The sequence below is a fragment of the Parasulfitobacter algicola genome, from assembly GCF_013315265.1.
GTDB classification, from domain to species: Bacteria; Pseudomonadota; Alphaproteobacteria; order Rhodobacterales; family Rhodobacteraceae; genus Parasulfitobacter; species Parasulfitobacter algicola.
The window spans coordinates 15,383-39,152 of the sequence record NZ_JABUFE010000014.1 but is presented as its reverse complement, the minus strand read 5'-3'; the positions used below and the strand labels follow the sequence as shown (position 1 = coordinate 39,152).

Sequence of the window (23,770 nt, the reverse complement as noted above, 5' to 3'; positions counted from 1 at the left end):
GATGTTCCGTGTGATTTAAAATCAATCTGATGTGATACATATCCTCCGTTACGAAAACCTCAAATCTGTCCCACAAGCGCTGACGTTAGACAGATTAAATCAGTATTAAGAAAGTCGGGAAAATCATAATTTTCCAAGTATGGCTTCACTTTCTCAAAAGGTGGTTTGTTAGGAATTGGTGTACGTTCCTCAAAAAGTTTGACTAAGGCATCAACATTTTTGCTCGCTTCTTCGGGTTTCGCATATTGCTGTGCATCAAGACCTGTATATGTTTCTGCACCCGTTATAAGCGTTGCAATACCAATCCCAATCGTATCGCCCGGGCCAATTTCGACGATGGATTTTGGCGCGAATTCTGAATCAATGGATTTGATCATTTATAGATGACGTAACCATACAGAATAACAATACCGCGGATCGACACTACCTCTAGTTTGGTCAGGTTCTTTTTAGCTATTTGTTTTTTCTTACTCCAAACTGCTGCTAAATATAGAAATTCGCGCGAAAGCGTTTTTCTAAGAGACATTTAACGTATCCATGTCATGTGGTTTTGCGTGGTTCATGGCTTAAAGCCTATCAAACGTATTTTATTCTAGTCCTTAAGTAACATACGTAGATAGCTTCCATAGTCGTTCTTCTCAAACTGATCGGCTGCTTTGCTGAGTTCTTTTATTGTAATCCATCGCTTTTCAAATGCGATTTCCTCGGGGCAACCGGTTTGCATTCCCTGTCGCGATTGTAGTGTCCTTACGAAATTGCCGGCATCAAGAAGTGATCCGTGTGTGCCTGTATCCAACCATGCAAATCCACGGCCCATTCGCTCGACATTCAAAGCGTTATCCGCCAGATATATTTCAAGCAGGCTTGTGATTTCCAGTTCACCGCGCGCCGAAGGCGTGACTTGCTTCGCCCGTTCGGGGGCCATTTCATCCAGAAAATAAAGACCTGTTACAGCGTAATTTGATGGTGGTGTCTTGGGCTTTTCAATGATCGCACGCACCGTACCGTTGTCATTCATATCGACCACGCCATAGCGTTCGGGATCAGCGACATGATAGCCAAATACAGTCGCGCCAACAGGCTTTTGATCAGCATTCTGTAATAACTCGGGCAGTCCATGACCAAAGAAAATATTATCACCAAGGATCATGGCAGAAGGTGCACCAGTTAGAAAATCTTCGGCAATGATATAGGCCTGTGCAAGGCCATCAGGCGAAGGTTGCACTAAATACGTCAGCTGCACGCCCCATTGCGATCCATCGCCCAAAAGCTGTTGGAACTGCGCCTGATCTTGCGGCGTGGTGATAATGGCAATCTCGCGTATATCAGCCAGCATTAGAACGCTTAGCGGATAGTAAATCATGGGTTTGTCATAGATCGGCATCAGCTGTTTAGAGACACCCAATGTAATCGGATAAAGCCGCGTGCCAGAGCCACCGGCCAGAATAATACCTTTGCGTTTGGTCATGCTTCGGCTTCCTTTAAACTAGTCAAAATAGGGCCAAGATGCGCTGCCCAATCCGGGCGTTTTATGCCAAATTCAGCCTCAAGCGTGCTGCAATCCAGTCGCGAATTCGCCGGGCGTTTTGCAGGCGTCGGGTATTGTGTCGATGGGATATCGTGAACTTTGCAAGCAATATTACCCTGCTTGAAAATTTGACGCGCAAAATCAGCCCAGCTGACATCAGGACTGCCAGATAAATGATATATTCCCGGCGTGCCAGGTGACCTAATCATGGTCAGGCAAGCATCAGCAATGGCCACAGCGGGCGTTGGTCCACCGATCTGATCTGAAACAATATTCAGTTCTTCGCGTGTGGCCCCAAGGCGCAGCATGGTCTTCACGAAATTATTGCCAGTCGCTGAAAAAACCCAAGAAGTCCGCAGAATAGCATGTTGCCCACCGGCGGCCACAATCCCCTGTTCACCCTTTCGTTTTGAACGTCCATATGCCCCAAGTGGATTAACCCTGTCATCCGGATGCCGAGGGTTTTCACCCGATCCATCAAATACATAATCAGTCGAAATATGAACAAAAGGAATATCCAGTTGCGCGGCGACTTTCGCCATCGTAGCAGGTGCATCACTGTTGATACGTGTCGCCAGATCCTCTTCGTCTTCAGCTTTGTCCACGGCAGTGTATGCCGCCGCATTGATGATACCGCGGGGTTTCAAGTCGGCGATGATTCTAGCGCAGTCTTTCGGCCTGGCCAGATCGGCTTGGCTGCGATCAAGTGCGGTGACATTTGAATGTTTTGCCAGTTCAGTTGCAACTTGTCCCGTTTTTCCGAAAACAAGGATCATACTGATATACCCAGTCGGTCACCCACACCATCGCGTTTCAAAAGCGCGCGCCACCAGCTTTCGTTTTCAAGATACCAGTCAATCGTCATTGCAAGCCCCTGTTCCAATGTGACCGACGGACGCCAGCCCAGTTCGTCTTGAATACGCGATGCATCGATGGCATAGCGCAGATCGTGACCCGGACGGTCCGTGACAAATTCAATCTGATCGGCATAGGGGGCAGCTTTCGGGCGTATGGCATCCAGAACGGCGCAGATCATGCGCACAAGATCGATGTTCCTGACCTCATTGTCGCCGCCTATATTATAGGTGTGACCAACTTTGCCATTCGCCAAAACTGTTAAAAGCGCATCGGCGTGGTCTTCGACATAAAGCCAATCTCGAATATTTTCACCACTGCCATAGATCGGAATAGGACGCCCTTGCAGTGCATTCAAGATCACAACCGGGATCAGCTTTTCGGGGAAGTGATAAGGCCCGTAGTTGTTCGAGCAATTCGTGACCAAAACAGGCAGCCCATAAGTTTCACCCCATGCCCTGACCAAATGATCTGAGGCGGCTTTGGACGCAGAATAGGGGCTGTTGGGTGCATAGGACGTGGTTTCCGTAAACTTACCCGTTTCCCCCAAACTGCCATAAACCTCATCAGTCGATATATGGTGAAATCTGAAAGCATCCGGCTTGCCTTGATCCATCCAATGCTGTCGCGCTGCTTGCAACAGATTATAAGTGCCCGTCACATTGGTTTCGATAAATGCACTGGGACCATCAATGGATCGGTCGACATGGCTTTCGGCGGCCAAATGCATCACCGCATCAGGTTTGTGTTTTGTAAATACCGCGTGAAGCAATGCCGCGTCGCGAATGTCGCCATGTTCAAAGACATAATTCGGACTGTCCGCGACCAGGGCCACATTTTCAAGACAAGCCGCATAGGTCAGCGCATCCAGATTGATCACTTGATGGCCGGCGGCGATGGCCTTCCGCACGACAGCCGATCCAATAAAACCGGCCCCGCCGGTTACCAACAGTCTCATGTTCTATTCTTCATAACGGAAAGGGCTTTCAAAATCGGCCATAAACGGCGCAGATGCATCCTTGTCGGATAAGATCACTTTGTTCGTTTCAATGCTCCAATCAATACCAATCTCAGGGTCTGCGTAATGAACGGCCCCATCACAATCGGGCGCATAAACGTCAGAGCATTTGTATAATACCTCAGTACTCGGTTCATACGTGACAAAGCCGTGCAGGAAACCCTTTGGGATCAAAAGCTGTTTGCCGTTATCCGCAGACAGCTCAACCCCGATCCATTTTCCATAACTGGGCGATCCGCGCCTTATATCAACCGCAACGTCAAAAATTCGGCCCGCACCAACCCGCACAAGTTTGTCCTGCGCGTGCGGTGGGGTCTGATAGTGCAATCCTCGTAAAACACCCACATCAACACTAAGGGAATGATTGTCCTGAACAAATTCGATATCAATGCCGTGATCCAACAAAGTCTTGCGATTATACACCTCGGAAAAGAAACCGCGTGCATCACCAAATCGTTTGGGGGTCAAAATCAAAACGCCGGGAAGATCAGTTTTGGTTATTTGCATATGTTCAGTATTCCCTGTTTGATCCCAAGTTACAAATCCCGTTGCGCGTATTTGTGTTGCAACTTCAATGCTTGCTCTCGCAATATGACTGCACATGAAGTGGGTGGCATAAAAGAGTGGCGAAAAAAATACTTGTTCTGGGGTCGTCGGGCAAAATCGGCACTTTCCTGCGTAGAGTTTGGGCCGATGCCGAAATGGATATTTGCTGGCAGTCGCGAAAGCCATTGGATGATCTGCAATCTATTCAGTTTTGTCCTGTGTCTGATCCGTCGTCCCTGTCGCTTGCGGCGCAGGATTGCGATGTTATTTTAAATCTTGCCGGTGTGACGTCTGGGTCCAAAGATCAGCTGCGCCTGAACACTGATCTTGCGATATCGGCCTTAAACGCGGCAAGAACTGCGGGGGTAAATCGCGTTATCCTGATATCCTCCGCTGCTGTTTATGGAGGCTCGGATGATGATGTTTCGGAAATCGCGCGTCGCCAGCCAGTCGGGGCTTATGGTCTTGCAAAATGTCAGATGGAGGATACCGTTCTAAATCAGCTTCGGCCCGACGATCCATTCATCTTTTTGCTGCGTCTTGGCAATGTGGTGGGCGCGGATAGCTTACCCCTGATAAATTCAGGCCGTGTTGGCCTTGATCAGTTACCCGACGGGCGCGGGCCATTGCGCAGTTATATCGGCCCACAAACCCTGGCCGATGTGATCCGGCAGCTTATCGAGTTGAATTTAGACAGGCTGCAATCGCCTATGATCCTGAACATTGCCGCAACGCCCCCGGTGCATATGGAAGATTTGTTAAAGGCGGCCCAATGCGATTGGCACTTTCAACCCGCACCCAAAGGGGCAATTCCACGGCTGACAATGGACACGGCAGAACTGCAAAAACTAGTTGATATACCAGCCGACAGCGCAGCACCTGATGTGATGATTGATCAAGTCAAACACTTATCATGACAGTGCAAAAGCGGATATTGGATATTATTTTATCCCTGCTCGGCCTATCGATTTTTTGGCCAATCATGCTTGTGATCGCCGCGATGATACTTATCCGCGATGGCCGCCCGATTTTATTTGGTACGCAACGAATGAAGACACACAACCAGCTATTTACGCTTTGGAAATTCCGCACAATGACACCCGGGGCTGATGACGGCGGCGGGGTGTCTGGCGCAGATAAAGATCATCGCATTACACCCCTTGGACGCATTTTGCGAAAATACCGGTTGGATGAATTGCCCCAACTTTGGAATATCCTGTTGGGCGAGATGAGCTTTGTGGGACCGCGCCCACCCCTGCCCCGGTATGTTGATCTTTTCCCTGATCTTTATCAGGATGTTTTGAAAAACCGCCCCGGCATCACCGGTTTGGCAACACTGGCATTTCACAAACACGAAGAAATAATCTTGGCACAAGCGACATCGGCAGATCAAACCGACCAGATTTATCGCCGCCGTTGTGTCCCGCAAAAGGCACGTCTTGATCGAATATATGCAGCCCATTCTTCGATATGCTTTGATCTTTGGCTAATCTGGAAGACCATTGCAAAAGTGATGCGGTTTTGATCAAGCAGGATTGCTGACGACGCGTGCCCTTGGACAAGCGTGGATTTAGGGACTAACAAGAATGAAACAATGGTAATTCAAGGCCGTCTTACGTGACTTCACTGCCCCCAAAACGCCCTTTGACCCTGCGCGATGTATCCGAGGCATCTGGCGTCAGCGAGATGACGGTAAGCCGTGTCTTGCGCGGACGCGGCGATGTCAGTGAAAATACACGTGACAAGGTTCTAGCAGCCGCCAAGCAGCTCGGATATGTGCCCAACAAAATCGCTGGCGCCCTGGCATCGCAGCGTGTCAATCTGGTGGCCGTCATCATTCCATCGCTGTCAAATATGGTATTTCCCGAAGTGATGACCGGTATCAGCGCGGTGCTGGACGAAACATCTTTGCAGCCTGTGGTGGGTGTGACGAACTATCTTCCCGAAAAGGAAGAAAAGGTTCTGTATGAAATGCTGTCCTGGCGTCCCTCTGGCGTTATTATTGCAGGTGTCGAACATTCGGACGCCACGCGCGCAATGCTAAAGGCAGCAGGTATTCCGATTGTTGAAATTATGGATGTCGACGGCACGCCCGTAGACAGCATGGTTGGTATTTCGCATCGCCGCGCGGGCCGTATGATGGCCCAGGCGATCGCCGCCGAAGGATACCGTCGCATCGGATTTATGGGCACGAAAATGCCAATGGATCACCGTGCGCGCAAACGTTTTGAGGGCTTTACAGAGGCATTGGCCAAAGAGGGTATTGAGGTTGCAGATCAGGAATTTTACGATGGTGGGTCAGCATTGGCCAAAGGCCGCGAGATGACTGAAGCGATGCTGAAACGTTCGCCTGATCTGGATTTTCTGTATTATTCCAATGACATGATCGGTGCGGGTGGATTGCTGTATTTGCTGGAAAAAGGTCTTAATATTCCCTCTGAAATCGGGTTGGCTGGATTTAACGGCGTCGAATTACTGCAAGGCCTTCCACGCCAATTGGCCACGATGGATGCTTGTCGCAGCGAAATCGGTCGCAAAGCCGCGCAGATCATTGCACAACGCTGCGCTGAAGATGGGCCTGACGAACCCGAAGCTATTGAATTATCGCCCAAGATTTCTTTTGGCGACACTTTGAAACGGGGATAAATCGTGACAGCCGTTTCAATTGTAATCCCGATGAAAAACGAAGCCGGGAACGTAGAAACCGTTCTGGCCGAGATCGCAGAACACTGCACAGATGTCGCATACGAGGTGATTATCATTGATGATGCCTCCACCGACGGAACAGCCGATGCTGTACGTGCGCTGAAAGCGGTGCATCCGACGGTCAGATTGCTGCAAAACACCCATTCGGGCGGCCAAAGTGCAGCGGTTCATAGTGGCGTAAACGCTGCACTTGCAGATATCATCTGTACTTTGGACGGTGATGGACAAAATCCGCCATGTGAAATTCCAAAGCTTTATCAACCGCTATTGGCAGACCAGAACGGAAAACTGGGGCTGGTCGCGGGTCAACGGATTGACAGGCAGGATACGACATCCAAACGCGCAGCCTCTAAACTGGCTAATTCACTGCGCAAGCGCATTCTGCACGACGGCACACGCGATACGGGCTGCGGGCTGAAAGGGTTTCGCAAGGACGCATTCCTTGAACTTCCCTATTTCGATCACATGCACCGTTATCTGCCCGCCTTGTTCAAATGCAACGGATGGGACATTGCGCTGGTCGATGTCAGCCACCGCGAACGCGGTGCGGGCCGATCGAATTATTCCAATATCCAACGTGCGTTTGTTGGGGTTTTTGATTTGATGGGCGTGGCATGGTTGATCAGACGTCGCAAGAAAGCCCATCCGACCGAGGTGCCGCTGGATGGATAATGTCTTTGCATGGCTAAACGTGGAAAGCTGGTTTGAATTCTGGTGGGTTGTCTTTGGTATCGGCGGCCAGCTTTTATTTACCGCGCGCTTTTTGGTTCAATGGATCGCATCCGAACGCGCCAAACGGTCCGTGATCCCGCTGGCCTTCTGGTATTTTTCGATCATTGGCGGTGCCATTCTGTTCGCTTATGCGGTTTATCGCAAAGATCCGGTTTTTATATTTGGTCAAAGCATGGGGCTGCTTATCTATTGTCGTAACCTTTGGCTGATATACGCGGAAAAACGACGTGCTTCACCGTAGCTGGCTGGGTCCGGCCCTGCTTGGACTAACCCTGATCACCGCATTTCGCGTGGTGTCACTGCATTTTGCAACCGCTGATATTTTCGTGGATGAAGCCCAGTATTGGTTCTGGGGGCAAGATCTGGCGTTCGGTTATTATTCAAAACCCCCGATGATTGGCTGGGTGATCCGCGCCTTTACCGAAATCGGCGGCAGCGACACAGCATTCTGGATCAGATTACCAGCACCTCTGCTTCATGCAGCGACAGCCTTGATTTTAGGCGCTATCGCTGCACGTCATATCGGCCATCGCGCAGCCATTGCAACGGCTTTGGGCTATGCCACGTTGCCGATGGTCGCGGTGGGGTCCTTTTTAATCTCAACAGATACCGTCATGTTTCCGTTTCTTGCAGGTGCGCTTTATTGTTACTTGCGGATTTTCGAAGATGATCGACGGCAGTGGCTGATCCTGACAGGTGTTCTGTTGGGCTTTGCTTTTTTGTCAAAATACGCGGCACTGTATTATGTGATTATGGCATGCCTGACCGCGGTCGCCTTTCGCCAATATCGACCAAATTGGGGCCAGACCGGAACAATTCTGGGCGTTTTCCTGATCACCATTTCACCAAATATCTTATGGAACATCGCCAACGGCCTTTCGACGATTGAACACACGCTTGATAATGCCGATTGGGTACGCGATCCGGGCAGCAGGGCCAGCTTGAACTTCGCCGGTCTGACCGAGTTTTTTCTAGCACAGTTCGCAGTCTTTGGACCTGTCGTTTTTGGCTGGCTACTCGTTTTAGGCTGGCGCGCAGCACGGGGCGGCTTGACGCTGTTTCAGGCGGCTATGCTTTTGTTCTCCTTGCCGATCATAGTCCTGGTCTGTCTGCAGGCCATCCTGTCCGAGGCCTATGCAAATTGGGCCGCGGCAGCCTATGTCGCGGGCAGTCTTGTCGTATTTTCTGCATTGGTGACACGCCCGAACTGGCTAAAGGCCTCGTTCGTGATCAACGGTTTTTTATGTTTGTTCCTGCCCATCGCAATGATTTTCGCAGATCGCATGACCCTTGGCCAGGATCGGCTGTTGATGAGCCGTTATGTGGGGTTGGACGAACTAAGCGATCAGATTTTCGATGTCGCAGCACGGAACGATCAAACCACAATTGTGGCCCGCAAACGCGATATTCTGGCGGATCTTTTCTATACCGGGCGCGATAAGCCGTTTGACATTGCCGCCGCGCCGCACAAAGGCCGTGCGCCAAATCATTATGCGCTTAGCTACTCGTTTCAGCCCAACCCTGATCAGCCGACCGTGCTTTATGTGATCGAAAGCAAGCGGTCCCTGCCATGCGACGGCACTAAAGTTGCTGATATCATAAGCGATGCCGGAAAATACCGGGATGAACCTTATTCGGCATATATTGTTCCAAATACATGCTGGAATTGATATTTCGGCCTGAAACCGACCATGTCACGCAAATGATATTTTCATCTGGCACCAAGCCTTAAACGCGTTCGCAGTTTGTTTTGTCAGATACCCTTATAGCACATTTATGGTAACAAATTGATCCCGCGCCATATGATTATCAGCTGACTTACGACGATTTTGCAGTTGCAAGATAGGCGATCAGTTTCTGTTCCGTCCTGAAACGCGCAATGCTGTCCAGTATGATCCCGCACACAAACATCATCAACGCCAGTACCAGCATCCCAATGCAGGCGATCCACCGTGGGATCAACGTCACAATGCCGGTTGTAAAATATTCAAACACCACCGGCAGCCCGAAATAAAGGCTGAACAGAAGCGATATTCCACCCAGGATCGAAAAGAACTGCAGCGGTCGCACTTCTTTCATTAAGATAAAGAATGATTTCAGAATACGAAGTCCGTCTTTAAACGTGCTTAGCTTGCTTTCGGATCCTTCTGGACGTGTTGAATAAGAAACCTCCTGTTCCTCAACCGGCAATTTCAGCGTCAGCGCATGCACAGATATTTCAGTTTCTGTTTCAAATCCTGCGGACAAGGCGGGAAAGCTTTTGACGAACCTGCGCGAAAAAACACGATAACCGGAAAAGATATCGGAAAAGCCTGGCTCAAACATCCAGCGGAACGTTGCATTGAAAACGCGATTTCCTAATGCATGACCCTTACGACCGGCGTCTTCCGTTATATTGGCACGGCGGCCCACGACCATCGCCAGCGAATGATCATTCAGTTGTTCGATCAAAGCAGGCGCATCCTTGGCAGCATAGGTGCCATCGCCGTCAGCCATCACATAAACATCGGCATCGATATCGCTGAACATACGGCGAATGACATTGCCTTTGCCGCGTCTGCGTTCATGCCTGACAATGGCACCAGCTTCCTTTGCCCGTTCGGCGGTTTTATCGCTTGAGGCATTGTCATAAACATAAATGTCTGCACCGGGCAAAGCTTCTTTGAAATCTGCAACCAGCTGCGCTATGGTCACTTCTTCGTTGTAGCAGGGTAACAATACCGCGACACTCTGTTGCTTAGTTTCACTCACATCGAACACTTTCATCCATATCACAACTTTTGCGTTTAGTGCGTCGACCTTTCTGAGTAAACAGTGTCGATAAAACGCGGGTGCGATGTTACCCATATACAATGGTAAATGGTCAATAATATGCAAAAAACTTTGGGATCAACAGTGATCAAGCTGTATTGGCTTGCAGTCGCTCTGATCATAGTAAAATCGCTTTCCGACGCATTCATTATGCAAAGCCCATCTGCCCAGATGTGGAACGATGATCTGATGCGACTTGTTCAGGTTCGGAATTTTCTGGCCGGGCAAGGATGGTACGATGTGACCCAATATCGACTGGGTTTGGAAGGCGGGACTGTTTTACACTGGTCGCGATTAATCGATCTGCCCATTGCCGGTTTAATTTTATTTTTCGATTTATTCATGTCGTCTAAAAATGCCGAGATCACGGCTGGCGCTGTATGGCCATTGTTTTTGTTGGCTATCGCTATTGGATTGCTAACACGCATTTCCAACGCAATTGGCGAAAAAGAGACCGGGTTTGCCAGTCTTTATCTGGGCAGTTTCGTCATTTACATGGGCGGTAAATTTGGGGTCGGATCGCTTGATCACCATAACGTACAAATTGTTTTCACATTGGCTTGCCTTGCTGCAGCACTGTCATCCCAAACAGGATATAAAGCTGGTATAATTGGTGGGTTATTTGCGGCCCTAAGTTTGGTCGTGGGTTTGGAAGCGATTGTTTATATTGCGCTTTTTTGTCTGGCTGCCGCTTTGCGGTGGTGGTGGCATGGCGCCGACAGAAAGACTGCGACACTGGGCTTCAGTGCGGGGTTCTTTGTTACACTGATTATCAGCTTTTTGGCGTTCTGGCCTGAAACGTCCAAAACAGATTTCAGATGTGACGCATTAGATGAACAGCTTTTATTACTGGCTGGCTTCGGCTCTGCCGGTTTGTTCCTGATTGTTCCGGTTCTTTCAAATCAAAGCAAAATGGTGCGCCTTATCGGGCTTGTCTCCCTTGGTGCAACAACTCTGATCTTCGGGAAATTGTTTGCACCCGATTGTCTGTCAAATCCAATGTCGCAGATTTATCCTGATGTCCGCACCTATTGGCTGGACCGCGTTAATGAAGCCAAGCCCTTTCTGGTCTGGCTACAAGATCCTGCGAACCGTAGTAGCTTCGGCCAATTGCTTCTCCCAGTTATCGCAGTCGCATACCTGATCTTTTCGATCTTCAAATCACAACATAAAGAAGAAAAGCTGCTTCTTACAGTTTTGATTGCGATCAGTTGGGCGATCTCGCTTTATCAAGTTCGGGCATCAGCATTCACGGATATCTTCATTATACCGGCCTTAGCTCTTTTGTTGGCAGACAGCTATAAATGGTACAAATCAACTAATAATTCCAAGATCGGGATTGTATTCATCGTTTTGATAGTTGCCTTGAATAGTATGTTCTGGCGCGAGTTGATTTCCGAATTCACGCCCAAGAACGATATTAATGCTTCCGTTTCACTTGTGGGGGCAAATACATCTGACGACGAACAGTTGTGCCTAAGTTCCCAACTTATTGAACAACTCAATGCATTTGAACCTGGCCTGATCGTGTCTGGCACTAATTTCGCGCCATACATATTGATGGAAACGAAACACCGCGTGCTGGCATCGAATTTCCATCGCAACCATGATGGTATCCAAGCACTGGTAGATTTTTCAAAGTCGGATGCTGCCCAAGCAAAAGAGTATTTGTATAGTTGGAATGCTAAATATGTCGTTTTATGTACCGGAATTGGCGATACTTGGGGACAATCTTTGTTTGCGGAAGAAGACGGTACAATCTGGCCGCTTCTGAATGCAGGTACACCGCCGAATTATCTAACACAAGTTGGTGAAGGAACTGGAATTTTGAAGATTTTTCAAGTCAATAAACCCGAAGGGTCCTAGACATGCTGCAATCTTTAAATCTGTCGCTTTCAATTTGGGTTGCATTAATCGCGACCCCTATTGCGATCGCGGTTGGTCAGGTTCTATTCAAAATGGCCAGCTCAAATCTGGGCGCTGTCAGCCTGAACAGTTTCTTGCGTCTATTGATTGATCCAATCTTTATCGTCGCCATTGTCCTTTATGGCTCAGCAACTGTGATATGGGTTTTTGTTCTAAAATCGGTACCACTATCGTTGGCTTATATGTTCATGGCACTGACATATTGTATCGTGCCTGTACTGGCTTATTATTTTTTCGATGAAGCCATCGGATGGCAATATTTTGTTGGAACCCTGTTCATTCTCGCAGGATTGGCAATTATCGTACTCTGATCCAATAAGGACCAGAGTACGGCAAGGTTTTAAGCAGTTGCTGTGGCCAATGCCTGATCAAGATCAGCAATCAGATCGTCTGCATCCTCAATACCGATAGACAAACGAACAACGTTTGGTCCGGCACCTGCGGCCTCTTGCTGTTGTACCGACAATTGGCGGTGTGTGGTCGAGGCCGAGTGGATGATAAGAGACCGAGTATCGCCCAGGTTGGCGACATGGCTGAATATCTCAAGCGCATCGACCAGTTTCACACAGGCATCATATCCGCCTTTGACGGCGAACGTGAACAAGGCACCCGCCCCTTTCGGGCAAATCTTGCTGATACGGTCATAGTACGGTGATGATGGCAGACCCGCATAAGTCACGTAATCGACCCTTGGGTCCGTCTCAAGCCAGGCCGCAACTTTTTGGGCATTTTCAACATGGCGATCCATGCGCAGGCTTAGGGTTTCGATGCCCATCAGCGTATAATGCGCGGCTTGCGGATTCATTGTCATACCCAGATCGCGCAAACCGATGGCAATCCCGTGAAAGGTAAAAGCCATTGGGCCGAACGCCTCAGCAAAGGTGAGGCCATGATAGGCTGGCTCCGGTTGGCTGAGGGATGGGAATTTATCATTGGCTGTCCAGTCGAATTTACCCGAATCCACAACAACGCCGCCAGTCACGGTCCCATTGCCCGTCAGGTATTTCGTTGTGGAATGGACAACCAATGTTGCGCCATGTTCAATCGGCCGGCACAGATATGGCGTGGCCGAAGTGTTATCTACAATCAACGGAATACCCGCCTGATCCGAGATCGCAGAAATCGCATCAAGATCCGTAATATAGCCACCTGGGTTCGCAATTGACTCGCAAAAAACTGCACGGGTATCGTCATCAATCGCGTCTTTGACCGCGTCCAGATCATCAAAATCAACGAACTTTGCGCTCCAACCGAAGCGTTTGATGGTCTGGGAAAACTGCGTAATGGTGCCACCATAAAGGCGGGTCGACGCAACAATATTCATCCCTGGCTGCATCAATGGAAACAAAGCCATGATCTGGGCTGCATGACCCGATGAACAGCCCACGGCACCAATGCCGCCTTCCAGTGTGGCCACACGTTCCTGCAAAACTGCGACAGTCGGGTTGGTCAATCGCGAATAAATATACCCAACTTCCTGCAGGTTAAACAACTTAGCCGCATGATCTGCGTCGCGAAACACATAGGCTGTTGTTTGGTAAATCGGGGTTTGCCGTGCGCCCGTAGCAGGATCAGGGTGACTGCCTGCGTGAATTTGTTGTGTATCAAAGTGTAATGTCTTGCCGTCGCCCATGGCGTCCTCCCGATTTTATCTATGTGTTCTTTAGGGCACCTTGGCGCGGCTCTCAACAGATTGGATGCATTGGCATGAAGTCGCCGCGTTCACGGATATTCACTTGAGATCACGAAAGCGTGATAATACAGTTTCAATTGTATCGAAATCAACACAATGACAGGCGTTTATATGAAAACCTACCCCTTTATGTCGTTAAGTTTTTCACTTTACTGGATGTTTTTCTGGCTATTGAATGGGCTTGATAAATTCATTGGGGGTCGAAATTTTGGCTTATTAACGTGGCATGGAAAAGACCGAACAACCCAATTCATCGGATATTATGAAAGTTTGAACTGGTCGGGATGGAGTGTTTCCCCGATTTTATATTTCGCTGGCGTCGTCGAAATACTGGTTGCATTGCCATTTGTGCTTTGCATCTGGCTGATACATTTTGGGAAAAGCGCTGACAAAACGCTGGGACTGATCCACAAGTCGCTATTTGCTTCTTTTCTTGTCTTCATCGGCTTCGTGATTTTTGACATCATCGTCGGCGACAGGGCGGAGTTACTGGAACACAGCACTTATCTTGTTGTTATCGCTGTTAGCTATGTGGTCAGTGTGATCGAGTTTAAAGTGATACCGTCACAAAACCAAACTGCCATGTGACGGGATACATTACTTATCGCGAAACTGTGCTTCGCGCTTTGCCATAAAAGCAGCCATGCCTTCGCTTTGATCTTCTGTTGCAAACAACGAATGGAACACGCGGCGTTCGAATTGAATACCTTCGCGCAGGCCGGCCTGCTCTGCAAAATGCACAGCCTCTTTCGCAGCCATAATAGCCAATTGGGATTTCTCGGCAATCTTATGGGCGGCAGCCTGGGCCTCCTCCATCAGGTTTTTCAACGGCACCACACGACTGACCAGTCCTGATTGCAAGGCTTCGTCAGCTTTCATGAAACGGCCTGTCAGATGCATATCCATCGACTTGGCGCGACCGACAAGTTTGGTCAGACGCTGCGTGCCACCGATCCCTGCAATCACACCCAGGTTAATCTCGGGTTGGCCGAACTTTGCATTTTCTGCCGCAATGATGAAATCGCACATCATCGCCAATTCGCATCCACCACCCAGCGCAAAACCTGCAACGGCTGCAATAATAGGCTTACGTACTTGCATTATCTTGTCGTGGTTATCGACAAAATAATTTGACCGGAACATATCGACAAAGCTTTTGTCAGACATTTCCTTGATATCAGCCCCCGCAGCAAATGCCTTTTCTGATCCGGTGATGATCATGCAACGCACTTTTTCGTTGCGATCGGCATCTTGTACGGCATCCGTGAGTTCGTTCAAAAGGGTCGCGTTTAATGCATTCATCACATCCGGACGGTTCAAAGTGATCGTTGCAATATGGTCGGAAATATCGACGATAATCGTCTCGTACGCCATGGGTCGGCCCTTGTTTTGATGCAGTCAGACTTAATTGCTTATCACTGTCACGCAGGTGATCAAGCTATCTTTGGCATTGCGCACAATAGAAAGATGATCGTCCCGATTGAACGATTCGGCTGATTGTACCGTCACAGCCGTGCGTTTTGCAGGGCTGTCCTTCTTGATCATAAACCCGGAATGTATGCTGAAAATATCCCAATTCACCATCGGTCTGGCGATAATCCCGCAGGGATGATCCCCCTGCCTGGATCGCTTCGCGCAACACGTCGCGAATGATCGGAACCATCTGCGCGACGCGGGTTTTTGAGACCTGACCTGCTTTACGTTTGGGCGAAATGCCCGCGCGGTGCAGAACTTCGCACACATAAATGTTGCCCAGTCCCGCAATTATATGTTGATCCAGAAGCGCTGTTTTAATGGGCGTATTCCGCCCCCGAAGACGGTCTGTCAGATAGTCTTCGTTGAACGCATTGCCCAAAGGTTCTGGCCCAAGTGGTTTAATCAGCCAATGATCTTCCAGATCTTTTGTCGTGGTCAGATCCATATGTCCAAAACGGCGAGCGTCGTTGAATGTCACCCGTGCCCCGTCTTCCATATCGAAAACCACGTGGTCATGTTTTTCCGGCGCGGGGTGATCATGATGAAAATCGCCGACCTGATGGCCTGAAATCAGAATGCGCCCGGACATGCCCAGATGAATGATCAGCGTCTCGCCCGTGCTCAAATCAGCCAGAATATATTTCGACCTGCGCCGCAGGGCCGTCACACGCACATCTGTCAGTCGCTCAGCCATGCGGTCAGGCAGTGGCCAACGCAAATCGGGTCGGTTGACAGCTGTCAACTTTATTAATTTTCCCTCCATCACGGGCAATAAACCGCGACGAACCGTCTCGACCTCTGGTAATTCGGGCATCTTGTGCTTTCCTTCTGAGGGGCGTGCATTGTATCGGGCCAATCGCGCTCTATAAGAAGGGTGACAGTGAAGGACGCAAGACCCCATGAGTGAAGAGACTGAAAAAACAACGCACTTCGGCTTTGATACGGTTCCCGAAGGGAAAAAGGCTGAACGTGTTCAAGGCGTGTTTAACAGCGTGGCGTCGCGATACGACGTTATGAACGATGTCATGTCCGTGGGCATTCACCGCGTCTGGAAAGATGCGATGATGGATTGGCTGGCCCCACGTGGCGGACAAAAGCTGCTGGATGTGGCAGGTGGCACAGGTGATATCGCATTCAGGTTTCTGAAACGCGCAGGGTTTGGGCATGCGATGGTTGTTGATCTGACCGAAGGCATGCTGGTCGAAGGACGCAAACGCGCCGAGGCCGAAAAACTGTCTGATCAGCTGGATTGGTTGGCGGGCGACGCGATGGCACTGCCGTTCGAAGATAACAGCTTTGATGTTTATACGATTTCCTTTGGCATCCGAAACGTCACCCGCCCGCAGGACGCATTGAACGAAGCCTTTCGCGTTCTGAAACCTGGCGGGCGGCTGATGGTGCTGGAATTCAGCCAATTACCCAACCCGATGATGCAATGGGCATATGATCAGTATTCGTTTAACGTGATCCCGACGATGGGACAGATGATCGCAAATGATCGTGCCAGTTATCAGTATCTGGTCGAATCCATTCGTAATTTTCCCGATCAGGAAACGTTTTTGGGCATGATACAGACGGCCGGTTTTGAAAACGCCAAATATCGCAACCTGACAATGGGCGTTGCGGCGCTGCATTCCGGCTGGAAGATCTAGATGCGCGGACCCCATAATATCTGGCGTCTGATCCGAACGGGCGCCACCTTGGAACGGACCGGCGCGATGGGCGTGGTGCTGGATGCCTTTAAGGCACCGCCAAGCCTGCGTCTGGTGGCACGCATTCTGGGATGGCCGTTTAAATGGCTGGGCGACAAGGGTGATCCAAACATGCCGCCTGCCACACGGGCCTTAACTGCATTGGGGCCTGCATACATCAAATTTGGTCAGGTGTTGTCGACGCGGCCGGATGTTGTGGGCGATGAACTGGCGATTCAACTGCGGGTTCTTCAGGATAAGCTGCCCCCCTTTCCGATTGAAGTGGCTAAAAAATCTGTCGAAGCCGAACTGGAGGTTCCCGTCGATCAGATTTTTTCCGAATTCAGCGAACCCGTGGCAGCCGCATCAATCGCGCAGGTTCACAAAGCAACGCTGGCCGAAACCGGGGAAGAGGTTGCCGTCAAAGTATTACGCCCAGGTATCGAAAAGGCTTTTCGCCGGGATATTGACGCTTTCTATCTGGCCGCGCGGATGATCGAGCTTTTGTCCCCCTCATCACGCCGTTTGCGCCCGATGGAGGTGATCGCCCACTTTGAGGGTGTCGTTTTGGGTGAATTGGATCTGCGGCTTGAAAGTTCAGCTGCGGGGGAATTTGCAGCAAACACCAAAAACGATGCAGGCTTTCAACTGCCAAAGGTCAAATGGGAATATTCCGCCAAACGCGTGATGACCCTTGGCTGGGCCGAAGGTGTGCCATCGGGCGATGTGATCGCGATTGATGCCGCGGGCCATGATCGTCGTGAATTGGGTAAGCGCGTCATGCAGCTTTTTCTGCGCCATGCGCTGCGGGATGGATATTTTCATGCGGATATGCATCAGGGCAACCTGAAGATTGCACCAAATGGCGACATCATTGCTTATGATTTCGGGATTATGGGGCGCATTGATGAATATACACGCCGTGTTTATGCGGAAATTCTGTTCGGCTTTATTCGCAAGGATTACAGACGCGTGGCCGAGGTGCACTTCGAAGCTGGGTATGTTCCACCGGATCGTGATGTGGACGAATTTGCGCGTGCGCTGCGGGCGGTTGGCGAACCTATCTTTGGTATGGACGCCACGCGGATTTCCATGGGCCGCCTGTTGAATTATCTGTTTGAGGTAACAGAACGTTTCGGCATGGAAACCCGAACCGAACTAATTTTGCTGCAACGCACAATGGTCGTGGTCGAAGGCGTCGCAAGGTCGCTTGACCCGCATATCAACATCTGGGAAGTCGCCCGACCCACCGTGGAAGACTACATCAAGGAAAGCATTGGCCCCAAGGCCCTGATAAAGGATTTGGCAAGAACGGCCCGCGTTTTGGCCAGGTTCGGGCCAAGATTGCCGCAAATGGCCGAGGCAGCACTGATCCGTCAAGGCAATCCACCGCCCGAACACAGACCTGCCAACCGCTGGTGGCGACCCATCTTATGGATGGGAACAGGGGCCGGATTGACAGCACTTCTAATTATTATTCTGGAAAGATTTTAAAGGCTACCACCCCGCAAACCTGTCACATCGGCTGGCACTGCGCGCACACCACCATCCAGGATCAGGACCGTTCCGCCATTTTCACCGCGAGCTTCCGTAATTGTGGAATACACTTCCGCTATGTCAGTCTGTAAAACTTCGCCATTCCGGCTGCTTTCGATTTCAAACTGATAGGTTCCGACAGGCAGCGGACTGCCATCATTGGCAACACCGGCCCATTCAATTTCATCGGTGGACGCAGGAATTGCGCGGCGTTGCACTTCATTGCCGTTTTCATCGCGCACGATTAAATTTACTGTATCTGCAATTGCGACAGGATTGGGGGCAATAGTGATCGGCGTACCATCAAAATAAGCCGGCCCCGCGACTCGCGCTTCCATTCCCACCCAACCGGCCATATCGGCCATATTCGTCAACCCCAATTGCGCACCCAGGCCCCTTAGCAGATCATTGGTCGTGACCTGCTGTTCAACGCTGGAAAAGGTGGCAAGTTGGGCGACATATTCCGTCGAATCTACTGGCTCTAGCGGATCCTGATTTTCAAGTTGTGCTGTTAGTAGGGTCAAAAACGTATCAAAATCGGCACTTAACGCCCCACCTGATGTTGTTGCCTGCGCATTTGAGGACGCAAATGCATTTGATTGCTGCGTGATTTCCATATTTTTTCCTTATAATCTTAAATCCAGCCCGTCAGTGACGGTTGAAAGCGTGACGCGAACGGCATCCGAGCTGTCATCGAATTCGCCCTGATATGACGGCGGTGTGGGTGTGTCTTGCTGATCGCCAGATGTGTTTTCATTCTGCCCAAAATCAAACGAGATATCGGTATACCCCATATTTTTGAATTCTTGCGAAAGCGCTTCAATGTTGCGGCGCATCAGTTCAAGCGTTTCAGGCCGTTCGATCTGCAGCACCATAGTCAAGCCAGTGTCTTGCGTTGTAAGTGTCATCCGAACACGGCCCAATTCTTCGGGATTCAACTGCAACTCAATAATATTATCGGATGCCCCCCGGGCTGCATCTGCCATTTGGGCGGCAACAAATTTTGGCAACTCAGGTACGTTCAGCCGTGTTTCAAAACCGCGATGGGTTGTTACAACGGTTTCAGATGATGATGTAAGCGACGGCGCTGTACCTTTATCAAAGCCCTCAAAATCAGTTGCGATGAAACTTGGGATATCTGCCATAATCCCACTTATGTCGGGTACTTTCTGCAGAAAGTTTTCTACCGGGTTGGCGGCAACAGCATAATCCTTAGTCTGCGGACTTGGTATTTGCAAAGGTGCATCCGGGGTTTTAATTTCGATCAATTTTGTATTCTGATCAGTCTTCTTAGCTAAAACTTGACTGACCGCTGCAGCCATTGGTGCAGCCAAAACGAGCGCCGGGTCTGTTTTGATAGCGACTGGTGTCTTTGGCACGTCCCGGGCTTGGATGTCCACAGCGTCAACGGATGCCGTTTCAGGCCCTTTGGCCACGATGGCAGGTTCAGCCGGCATGGGCTGCGCTGTCAAAGGCGGCTTGGTCTGGGGGAGTGCAATTAGGTTATCGACACTTTTCCGTCGATCCTGTGGCACACTGTCAATTATTGCCTTTGTAACATCAGACTTGCCGTTGTCCGCAACGAATGGTTGCGCTTTCGGGGTCAGGGGCGCGTTCTGCAAACCATGCGCCAATGCTGGTTGCACCACCTCCGAGGCTTCGGTTGGCATAGGTGTGGCTTGTGGTGTTGCGACACCTGAGGTCAAAATTACGTTTGCATCAGGCATATCCATTACATTTGTATCCGTGCTGGTTTTACCATCCGATGCATCGAGCCAAGGTATTTCTGAATTTTCCTTCTGAATCTCGTTCGACGCATCAGGGGCGGAAAACATAGCGGTCAATGCTTCTATTTCAGTTTCGACATCGGCATTTTCTGTTTCAGAATCATCTGGCCCAATGGGATCTTCTTGCTGCGCCAATTTAGTTGACGGATCATCCGTGACGGCTTCGGCGATATCATCCGTCATGAAACTGATGAATGATGTCGAATCGCCTTCGATTGATGCTGTCAGCCCCACATCCGCCGTTTGTGGCGGGTTTGTTGGTGCAATCAAACTGTGGCGCATTTCAAAATACATATCGAATCCCGGATTTCTTCCTGAGTATTTCGTTACTATGGCGCACGCTGGTTACCGGTTCTTTACCAACGGCAGGCAATATCAAAAAAAATGCAAAGAATTGGAGCGATCTGAATGGCTGACATTCTAAGTATAGGGGGCGTTCAATCGAATCCCTTTAATAAAAATCAAAAAGACGCGCATCTGAAGAAAACCGCGCAGTCTTTGGAAGCGACGTTTTTGGCTGAAATGCTGAAGTCCGCAGGTGTGGGCAAATCCGCGCCTGGGTTCAATGGTGGGGCGGGCGAAGATCAGTTCGCTTCATTTTTAAGACAAGCCCAAGCAGATGAGATGGTCAAAGCCGGCGGCATTGGTCTGTCTGAGGCTATTTTTGAAAATCTGAAACAAAGGGTATCCAATGAAAAGTGATTCCACACATGTCATCGCCAAAATAGCCGATATCCTTGAAAAGGAACGTCAGGCGATGATCCGGGGTGATCTGAATATTTTATCTGAACTGACCGGTCAAAAAGAAAAACTGCATGACGCCCTTTCTAAAAGTGCGCCCTTATCTCATAGCGATATCGTGCAGCTTAAACGCCGGGCCGAGCAGAATCAAAAAATGCTAGAGGCCGTAAAGCAAGGTATAAGCTCTGCTTTGAACCGGCTTTCATCCATTCGTGACGCCCAAAAACCTTTAACTGTCTACGGTGCATCCGGACAAATCAGCAGCCTTGAAAAGGCTGACCATAAATCGTTTGAGCGACGCGCCTGATCCATTCGATTTATTTAAAATGCGAATTATCAATGAGCATTCGCATTAGTAAAGCCTTAGTCATTTTTAGCGCAAGGTGACGACATATCCAGAAGGTCACATGCCACGAAAACAGGCATGTGCATTTGTCAGAATGACATCGAACCCCGCAATTGCGGATCATCAATCCGGCGCAAAGCGCCACTAAATTAAGGGTCATAATTATGTCCAGCATTCTGACAAACAACGGCGCAATGACTGCGCTTCAAACTCTGAAATCAATCAACAACGACCTGTCCAAAACACAAGCGATCATTTCAACAGGTAAAGAAGTGGCGTCTGCAAAAGACAACGCAGCTGTCTGGGCGATTTCAAAGGTTATGGAATCAGACGTCAAAGGGTTTCAGGCGATTTCTGAAAGTCTTTCACTGGGTGAATCAACCGTAAGCGTTGCACGTGAAGCGTCTGAGCAGATCACTGACCTTCTGACAGACATGAAAACGCAGATTGTTGCGTCTCAGGGCCAGAACGTTGACAGAACCAAACTGCAAACTGAAATTGAAGCATATACTGCACAGATCGAATCCATTGCAGGTGCTGCTCAGTTTAATGGTCTGAACCTTTTGACATCTGGCGATGATGTGGAAATTCTGTCGTCGCTTGACCGCAGCGGTTCAAACGCACCAACAGCATCCACAATCACAGTTGAGCGTCAGAACCTGTCGCTGACAAGCACAGGCGGCACTGCGGCTACTTTTGGCGGCACTGCTGTCACGGATACGACAATCATCAGTAATGGCGGCGGAAACGCTGGTACAGCCGCAACTGTTGCTGCGGCAGGTACCCAGGTTGTTGCCATTGAAAGCGTGGCTGACGGAAATAGCTATCGCATCACTTTGAATGATACAGCCGCTGGTGGTAATGACACGCTTGGTGAAAGATCATTTGAGTATGTCGCGAACGCTGACGATAGTGCTGCATCCGTTGCAGCCGAGCTGACAAACCAGATCGCAAACTTCTTTTCCGTAACGGGCGAATCCAACTATTCGGTCACGCGGGATGGTGATGAAATCACGCTGACCAACAATGGTGCTGGCACAGTCAGCCTGAACGCTGAATCTGCAACTGGCGGTACAGCCGGTGTATCAGCAGGCGGATTGGGTGATCTGAACGATATCGATGTCACAACTGATGAAGGTGCTGCAGCTGCTTTGGCGTCACTGGAATCAATGATTGATCGTTCAATCGATGCTGCTGCCTCTTTTGGTTCGGTTCAAAGCCGTATTGAAACTCAGGCCAGCTTTGTCAGCACGCTGACCGACAGCCTGAAATCAGGTATCGGCTCTCTTGTTGATGCGGACATGGAAGAAGCATCTGCTAGACTACAGGCATTGCAGGTACAACAGCAGCTTGGCGTACAGTCGCTTTCGATTGCAAACCAGGCACCTCAGTCGATCCTTTCACTCTTCCGGTAATAATAACACGGTCCCGGGGCGCGGTCTTAGCGCCCCGGCCATATAAAATAATTCTCAGCAGTTTATCCATCGGAAGGATGCATCGTGAACGCTCTTCAACAGGCCCAATTTGCTTATTCGTCAGTTTCTACGCCAATTCGTACGGACCGCAGCACTGAATATGATGCATTTGCAAAAGTGACCCGGCAGCTGAAATCAGCTGCGGCATCGAATACAGGTACTATCAAACCTCTTGCCCAGGCCATTCATGATAACAGACGGCTATGGACGCTTTTGGCCAGTGACGTTGCGGGTAATGATAATGCACTTCCGAAAGAGTTACGCGCCAATATCTTTTATTTGGCTGAATTTACCCAACTTCACAGCCGCAAGGTATTGAACGGTGAAGCCAGCGTAGATGCCCTTATCGATATCAATGCATCAGTCATGCGCGGATTGCGTCAGAAAGAGAGAGCACAATGAGTGGTCTTGTACTAAAACTGGGCCCTAACGAGAGAGTTTTGATCAATGGTGCTGTCATCGAAAACGGTGACCGACGCAGCAAACTTTCGGTCGTGACCCCAAATGCGAATATTCTGCGTTTGCGTGACGCAATCCATCCCGAAGACGCAAAAACCCCGGTTCGCCGTGTGTGTTATATTGCCCAACTGATCTTGTCAGGCGATGCAGATCCAAGCGACGCGCGCGGACAGCTTTTGAACGGTATTGAGCAATTGAGCCAGGTTCTGACAGATTATGATAGCGGCAAAAAGTTAGATGCTGCAACACAAGCTGTTTTGTCAGAGCAGTATTACCAATGCTTAAAATCACTACGCGGGCTGTTACCACGTGAAGACCGTCTATTTGCGGTTTGCCAATCATGAGTTTTACGCCGATTGTCCCGACAACCGGCTATACAGGCTGGCTGTTCCTGGAAAGAACCATGGACAGCCAACGTGAAAACTTTGAAAACTCGGCAGAAAT

27 protein-coding genes are annotated in these 23,770 nt (G+C 49.7%); 16 read left to right on the top strand and 11 right to left on the bottom strand.

What is annotated here, in order from left to right; translation table 11 throughout:
• Positions 1 to 59: 59 nt before the first annotated feature.
• The 5 genes from HRQ87_RS17500 to rfbC form a co-directional block, all read right to left on the bottom strand.
• Positions 60 to 377 (bottom strand): hypothetical protein, encoded by a 318-nt coding sequence (locus HRQ87_RS17500; protein WP_174139738.1) that lies wholly within the window; start codon positions 375 to 377, stop codon positions 60 to 62.
• 215 nt (positions 378 to 592) lie between these two features.
• Positions 593 to 1,468, bottom strand: a complete 876-nt coding sequence (rfbA, locus tag HRQ87_RS17495) for a glucose-1-phosphate thymidylyltransferase RfbA (protein WP_174139737.1) — start codon at positions 1,466 to 1,468, stop codon at positions 593 to 595.
• A complete protein-coding gene (gene rfbD / locus HRQ87_RS17490) occupies positions 1,465 to 2,304 on the bottom strand; it encodes a dTDP-4-dehydrorhamnose reductase (RefSeq protein WP_174139736.1) in 840 nt (279 codons plus the stop codon). The genes rfbA and rfbD overlap by 4 nt, the downstream gene beginning before the upstream one ends.
• Complete coding sequence (gene rfbB, locus HRQ87_RS17485) at positions 2,301 to 3,341, bottom strand: dTDP-glucose 4,6-dehydratase (RefSeq protein WP_174139735.1); 1,041 nt, start codon at positions 3,339 to 3,341, stop codon at positions 2,301 to 2,303. The genes rfbD and rfbB overlap by 4 nt, the downstream gene beginning before the upstream one ends.
• 3 nt (positions 3,342 to 3,344) lie before the next feature.
• Positions 3,345 to 3,908 (bottom strand): dTDP-4-dehydrorhamnose 3,5-epimerase, encoded by a 564-nt coding sequence (rfbC, locus tag HRQ87_RS17480; protein WP_174139734.1) that lies wholly within the window; start codon positions 3,906 to 3,908, stop codon positions 3,345 to 3,347.
• A gap of 116 nt (positions 3,909 to 4,024) precedes the next feature.
• Between rfbC and HRQ87_RS17475 the strand changes: the two genes are divergently transcribed.
• From HRQ87_RS17475 to HRQ87_RS17450, 6 genes are all read left to right on the top strand, one after another.
• Entirely contained in the window at positions 4,025 to 4,864 is an 840-nt protein-coding gene (locus HRQ87_RS17475) for an NAD-dependent epimerase/dehydratase family protein (RefSeq protein ID WP_174139733.1), read from the top strand.
• Positions 4,861 to 5,472 (top strand): sugar transferase, encoded by a 612-nt coding sequence (locus tag HRQ87_RS17470; RefSeq protein WP_174139732.1) that lies wholly within the window; start codon positions 4,861 to 4,863, stop codon positions 5,470 to 5,472. The genes HRQ87_RS17475 and HRQ87_RS17470 overlap by 4 nt, the downstream gene beginning before the upstream one ends.
• Before the next feature lie 92 nt (positions 5,473 to 5,564).
• A complete protein-coding gene (locus tag HRQ87_RS17465; RefSeq protein WP_425501604.1) occupies positions 5,565 to 6,593 on the top strand; it encodes a LacI family DNA-binding transcriptional regulator in 1,029 nt (342 codons plus the stop codon).
• Positions 6,594 to 6,596: 3 nt separating this feature from the next.
• On the top strand, positions 6,597 to 7,325 hold the full coding sequence (locus HRQ87_RS17460; protein WP_174139731.1) for a glycosyltransferase: 729 nt from the start codon (positions 6,597 to 6,599) through the stop codon (positions 7,323 to 7,325).
• Positions 7,318 to 7,626 carry a lipid-A-disaccharide synthase N-terminal domain-containing protein gene (locus tag HRQ87_RS17455; RefSeq protein ID WP_174139730.1) on the top strand — a complete coding sequence of 103 codons (309 nt, stop codon included), beginning with the start codon at positions 7,318 to 7,320 and terminating at the stop codon, positions 7,624 to 7,626. The genes HRQ87_RS17460 and HRQ87_RS17455 overlap by 8 nt, the downstream gene beginning before the upstream one ends.
• Positions 7,613 to 9,055: a glycosyltransferase family 39 protein gene (locus tag HRQ87_RS17450; protein WP_174139729.1), complete on the top strand. Its 1,443-nt coding sequence runs from the start codon at positions 7,613 to 7,615 to the stop codon at positions 9,053 to 9,055. The genes HRQ87_RS17455 and HRQ87_RS17450 overlap by 14 nt, the downstream gene beginning before the upstream one ends.
• Positions 9,056 to 9,203: 148 nt before the next feature.
• On the opposite strand, the gene HRQ87_RS17445 is transcribed toward HRQ87_RS17450, so the two are convergent.
• Positions 9,204 to 10,136, bottom strand: coding sequence for a glycosyltransferase (locus HRQ87_RS17445; RefSeq protein ID WP_217430490.1), 933 nt, complete (start codon positions 10,134 to 10,136; stop codon positions 9,204 to 9,206).
• A 120-nt stretch (positions 10,137 to 10,256) separates the two neighbouring features.
• Between HRQ87_RS17445 and HRQ87_RS17440 the strand changes: the two genes are divergently transcribed.
• Together HRQ87_RS17440 and HRQ87_RS17435 are read left to right on the top strand one after the other, a co-directional pair.
• Positions 10,257 to 12,062 carry a hypothetical protein gene (locus HRQ87_RS17440; RefSeq protein ID WP_174139727.1) on the top strand — a complete coding sequence of 602 codons (1,806 nt, stop codon included), beginning with the start codon at positions 10,257 to 10,259 and terminating at the stop codon, positions 12,060 to 12,062.
• A gap of 2 nt (positions 12,063 to 12,064) precedes the next feature.
• Positions 12,065 to 12,433 carry a DMT family transporter gene (locus tag HRQ87_RS17435; RefSeq protein WP_174139726.1) on the top strand — a complete coding sequence of 123 codons (369 nt, stop codon included), beginning with the start codon at positions 12,065 to 12,067 and terminating at the stop codon, positions 12,431 to 12,433.
• A gap of 29 nt (positions 12,434 to 12,462) precedes the next feature.
• On the opposite strand, the gene HRQ87_RS17430 is transcribed toward HRQ87_RS17435, so the two are convergent.
• Positions 12,463 to 13,755 (bottom strand): O-acetylhomoserine aminocarboxypropyltransferase/cysteine synthase family protein, encoded by a 1,293-nt coding sequence (locus tag HRQ87_RS17430; RefSeq protein WP_174139725.1) that lies wholly within the window; start codon positions 13,753 to 13,755, stop codon positions 12,463 to 12,465.
• 171 nt (positions 13,756 to 13,926) lie between these two features.
• Here HRQ87_RS17430 and HRQ87_RS17425 point away from each other — a divergent pair, with 171 nt between their 5' ends.
• The gene (locus HRQ87_RS17425; protein WP_174139724.1) at positions 13,927 to 14,403 is read left to right on the top strand and encodes a hypothetical protein; all 477 of its coding nucleotides are present in this window, start codon (positions 13,927 to 13,929) and stop codon (positions 14,401 to 14,403) included.
• Between the two features lie 9 nt (positions 14,404 to 14,412).
• Here the strand turns inward: HRQ87_RS17425 and HRQ87_RS17420 are convergent, their stop codons facing one another.
• Both HRQ87_RS17420 and mutM read right to left on the bottom strand, forming a co-directional pair.
• Positions 14,413 to 15,189: an enoyl-CoA hydratase-related protein gene (locus tag HRQ87_RS17420; RefSeq protein ID WP_174139723.1), complete on the bottom strand. Its 777-nt coding sequence runs from the start codon at positions 15,187 to 15,189 to the stop codon at positions 14,413 to 14,415.
• A gap of 64 nt (positions 15,190 to 15,253) precedes the next feature.
• Positions 15,254 to 16,105, bottom strand: coding sequence for a bifunctional DNA-formamidopyrimidine glycosylase/DNA-(apurinic or apyrimidinic site) lyase (gene mutM / locus HRQ87_RS17415; protein ID WP_174139722.1), 852 nt, complete (start codon positions 16,103 to 16,105; stop codon positions 15,254 to 15,256).
• 85 nt (positions 16,106 to 16,190) lie between these two features.
• Here mutM and ubiE point away from each other — a divergent pair, with 85 nt between their 5' ends.
• A complete protein-coding gene (ubiE, locus tag HRQ87_RS17410; protein ID WP_174139721.1) occupies positions 16,191 to 16,943 on the top strand; it encodes a bifunctional demethylmenaquinone methyltransferase/2-methoxy-6-polyprenyl-1,4-benzoquinol methylase UbiE in 753 nt (250 codons plus the stop codon).
• A complete protein-coding gene (gene ubiB, locus HRQ87_RS17405) occupies positions 16,944 to 18,476 on the top strand; it encodes a 2-polyprenylphenol 6-hydroxylase (protein ID WP_174139720.1) in 1,533 nt (510 codons plus the stop codon).
• Here ubiB and HRQ87_RS17400 read toward each other — a convergent pair.
• Positions 18,473 to 19,135: a flagellar hook capping FlgD N-terminal domain-containing protein gene (locus HRQ87_RS17400; protein WP_174139719.1), complete on the bottom strand. Its 663-nt coding sequence runs from the start codon at positions 19,133 to 19,135 to the stop codon at positions 18,473 to 18,475. The genes ubiB and HRQ87_RS17400 overlap by 4 nt on opposite strands.
• 9 nt (positions 19,136 to 19,144) lie before the next feature.
• Positions 19,145 to 20,599 (bottom strand): flagellar hook-length control protein FliK, encoded by a 1,455-nt coding sequence (fliK, locus tag HRQ87_RS17395; protein WP_174139718.1) that lies wholly within the window; start codon positions 20,597 to 20,599, stop codon positions 19,145 to 19,147.
• A 114-nt stretch (positions 20,600 to 20,713) separates the two neighbouring features.
• On the opposite strand from fliK, the gene HRQ87_RS17390 reads away from it, so the two are divergent.
• From HRQ87_RS17390 to flbT, 5 genes are all read left to right on the top strand, one after another.
• Positions 20,714 to 21,007, top strand: coding sequence for a rod-binding protein (locus tag HRQ87_RS17390; protein WP_174139717.1), 294 nt, complete (start codon positions 20,714 to 20,716; stop codon positions 21,005 to 21,007).
• Positions 20,997 to 21,353 carry a hypothetical protein gene (locus HRQ87_RS17385; RefSeq protein WP_174139716.1) on the top strand — a complete coding sequence of 119 codons (357 nt, stop codon included), beginning with the start codon at positions 20,997 to 20,999 and terminating at the stop codon, positions 21,351 to 21,353. Before HRQ87_RS17390 ends, HRQ87_RS17385 begins: the two co-directional genes overlap by 11 nt.
• Positions 21,354 to 21,556: 203 nt before the next feature.
• Positions 21,557 to 22,807 (top strand): flagellin, encoded by a 1,251-nt coding sequence (locus HRQ87_RS17380; RefSeq protein ID WP_174139715.1) that lies wholly within the window; start codon positions 21,557 to 21,559, stop codon positions 22,805 to 22,807.
• Between the two features lie 84 nt (positions 22,808 to 22,891).
• The gene (gene flaF / locus HRQ87_RS17375) at positions 22,892 to 23,269 is read left to right on the top strand and encodes a flagellar biosynthesis regulator FlaF (protein WP_174139714.1); all 378 of its coding nucleotides are present in this window, start codon (positions 22,892 to 22,894) and stop codon (positions 23,267 to 23,269) included.
• Positions 23,266 to 23,670: a flagellar biosynthesis repressor FlbT gene (gene flbT, locus HRQ87_RS17370; protein ID WP_174139713.1), complete on the top strand. Its 405-nt coding sequence runs from the start codon at positions 23,266 to 23,268 to the stop codon at positions 23,668 to 23,670. Before flaF ends, flbT begins: the two co-directional genes overlap by 4 nt.
• Positions 23,671 to 23,770: the final 100 nt, after the last annotated feature.

Coding starts and splice junctions, on each gene's coding strand:
- HRQ87_RS17380 (WP_174139715.1), top strand. CDS start 21,557: ATGTCCAGCATTCTGACAAACAACGGCGCAATGACTGCGCTTCAAACT.
- ubiE (WP_174139721.1), top strand. CDS start 16,191: ATGAGTGAAGAGACTGAAAAAACAACGCACTTCGGCTTTGATACGGTT.
- rfbB (WP_174139735.1), bottom strand. CDS start 3,341: ATGAGACTGTTGGTAACCGGCGGGGCCGGTTTTATTGGATCGGCTGTC.
- HRQ87_RS17420 (WP_174139723.1), bottom strand. CDS start 15,189: ATGGCGTACGAGACGATTATCGTCGATATTTCCGACCATATTGCAACG.
- HRQ87_RS17435 (WP_174139726.1), top strand. CDS start 12,065: ATGCTGCAATCTTTAAATCTGTCGCTTTCAATTTGGGTTGCATTAATC.
- HRQ87_RS17470 (WP_174139732.1), top strand. CDS start 4,861: ATGACAGTGCAAAAGCGGATATTGGATATTATTTTATCCCTGCTCGGC.
- fliK (WP_174139718.1), bottom strand. CDS start 20,599: ATGTATTTTGAAATGCGCCACAGTTTGATTGCACCAACAAACCCGCCA.
- HRQ87_RS17430 (WP_174139725.1), bottom strand. CDS start 13,755: ATGGGCGACGGCAAGACATTACACTTTGATACACAACAAATTCACGCA.
- HRQ87_RS17400 (WP_174139719.1), bottom strand. CDS start 19,135: ATGGAAATCACGCAGCAATCAAATGCATTTGCGTCCTCAAATGCGCAG.
- HRQ87_RS17455 (WP_174139730.1), top strand. CDS start 7,318: ATGGATAATGTCTTTGCATGGCTAAACGTGGAAAGCTGGTTTGAATTC.
- rfbC (WP_174139734.1), bottom strand. CDS start 3,908: ATGCAAATAACCAAAACTGATCTTCCCGGCGTTTTGATTTTGACCCCC.
- rfbD (WP_174139736.1), bottom strand. CDS start 2,304: ATGATCCTTGTTTTCGGAAAAACGGGACAAGTTGCAACTGAACTGGCA.
- ubiB (WP_174139720.1), top strand. CDS start 16,944: ATGCGCGGACCCCATAATATCTGGCGTCTGATCCGAACGGGCGCCACC.
- rfbA (WP_174139737.1), bottom strand. CDS start 1,468: ATGACCAAACGCAAAGGTATTATTCTGGCCGGTGGCTCTGGCACGCGG.
- mutM (WP_174139722.1), bottom strand. CDS start 16,105: ATGCCCGAATTACCAGAGGTCGAGACGGTTCGTCGCGGTTTATTGCCC.
- HRQ87_RS17425 (WP_174139724.1), top strand. CDS start 13,927: ATGAAAACCTACCCCTTTATGTCGTTAAGTTTTTCACTTTACTGGATG.
- HRQ87_RS17390 (WP_174139717.1), top strand. CDS start 20,714: ATGGCTGACATTCTAAGTATAGGGGGCGTTCAATCGAATCCCTTTAAT.
- HRQ87_RS17385 (WP_174139716.1), top strand. CDS start 20,997: ATGAAAAGTGATTCCACACATGTCATCGCCAAAATAGCCGATATCCTT.
- flbT (WP_174139713.1), top strand. CDS start 23,266: ATGAGTGGTCTTGTACTAAAACTGGGCCCTAACGAGAGAGTTTTGATC.
- HRQ87_RS17440 (WP_174139727.1), top strand. CDS start 10,257: ATGCAAAAAACTTTGGGATCAACAGTGATCAAGCTGTATTGGCTTGCA.
- HRQ87_RS17500 (WP_174139738.1), bottom strand. CDS start 377: ATGATCAAATCCATTGATTCAGAATTCGCGCCAAAATCCATCGTCGAA.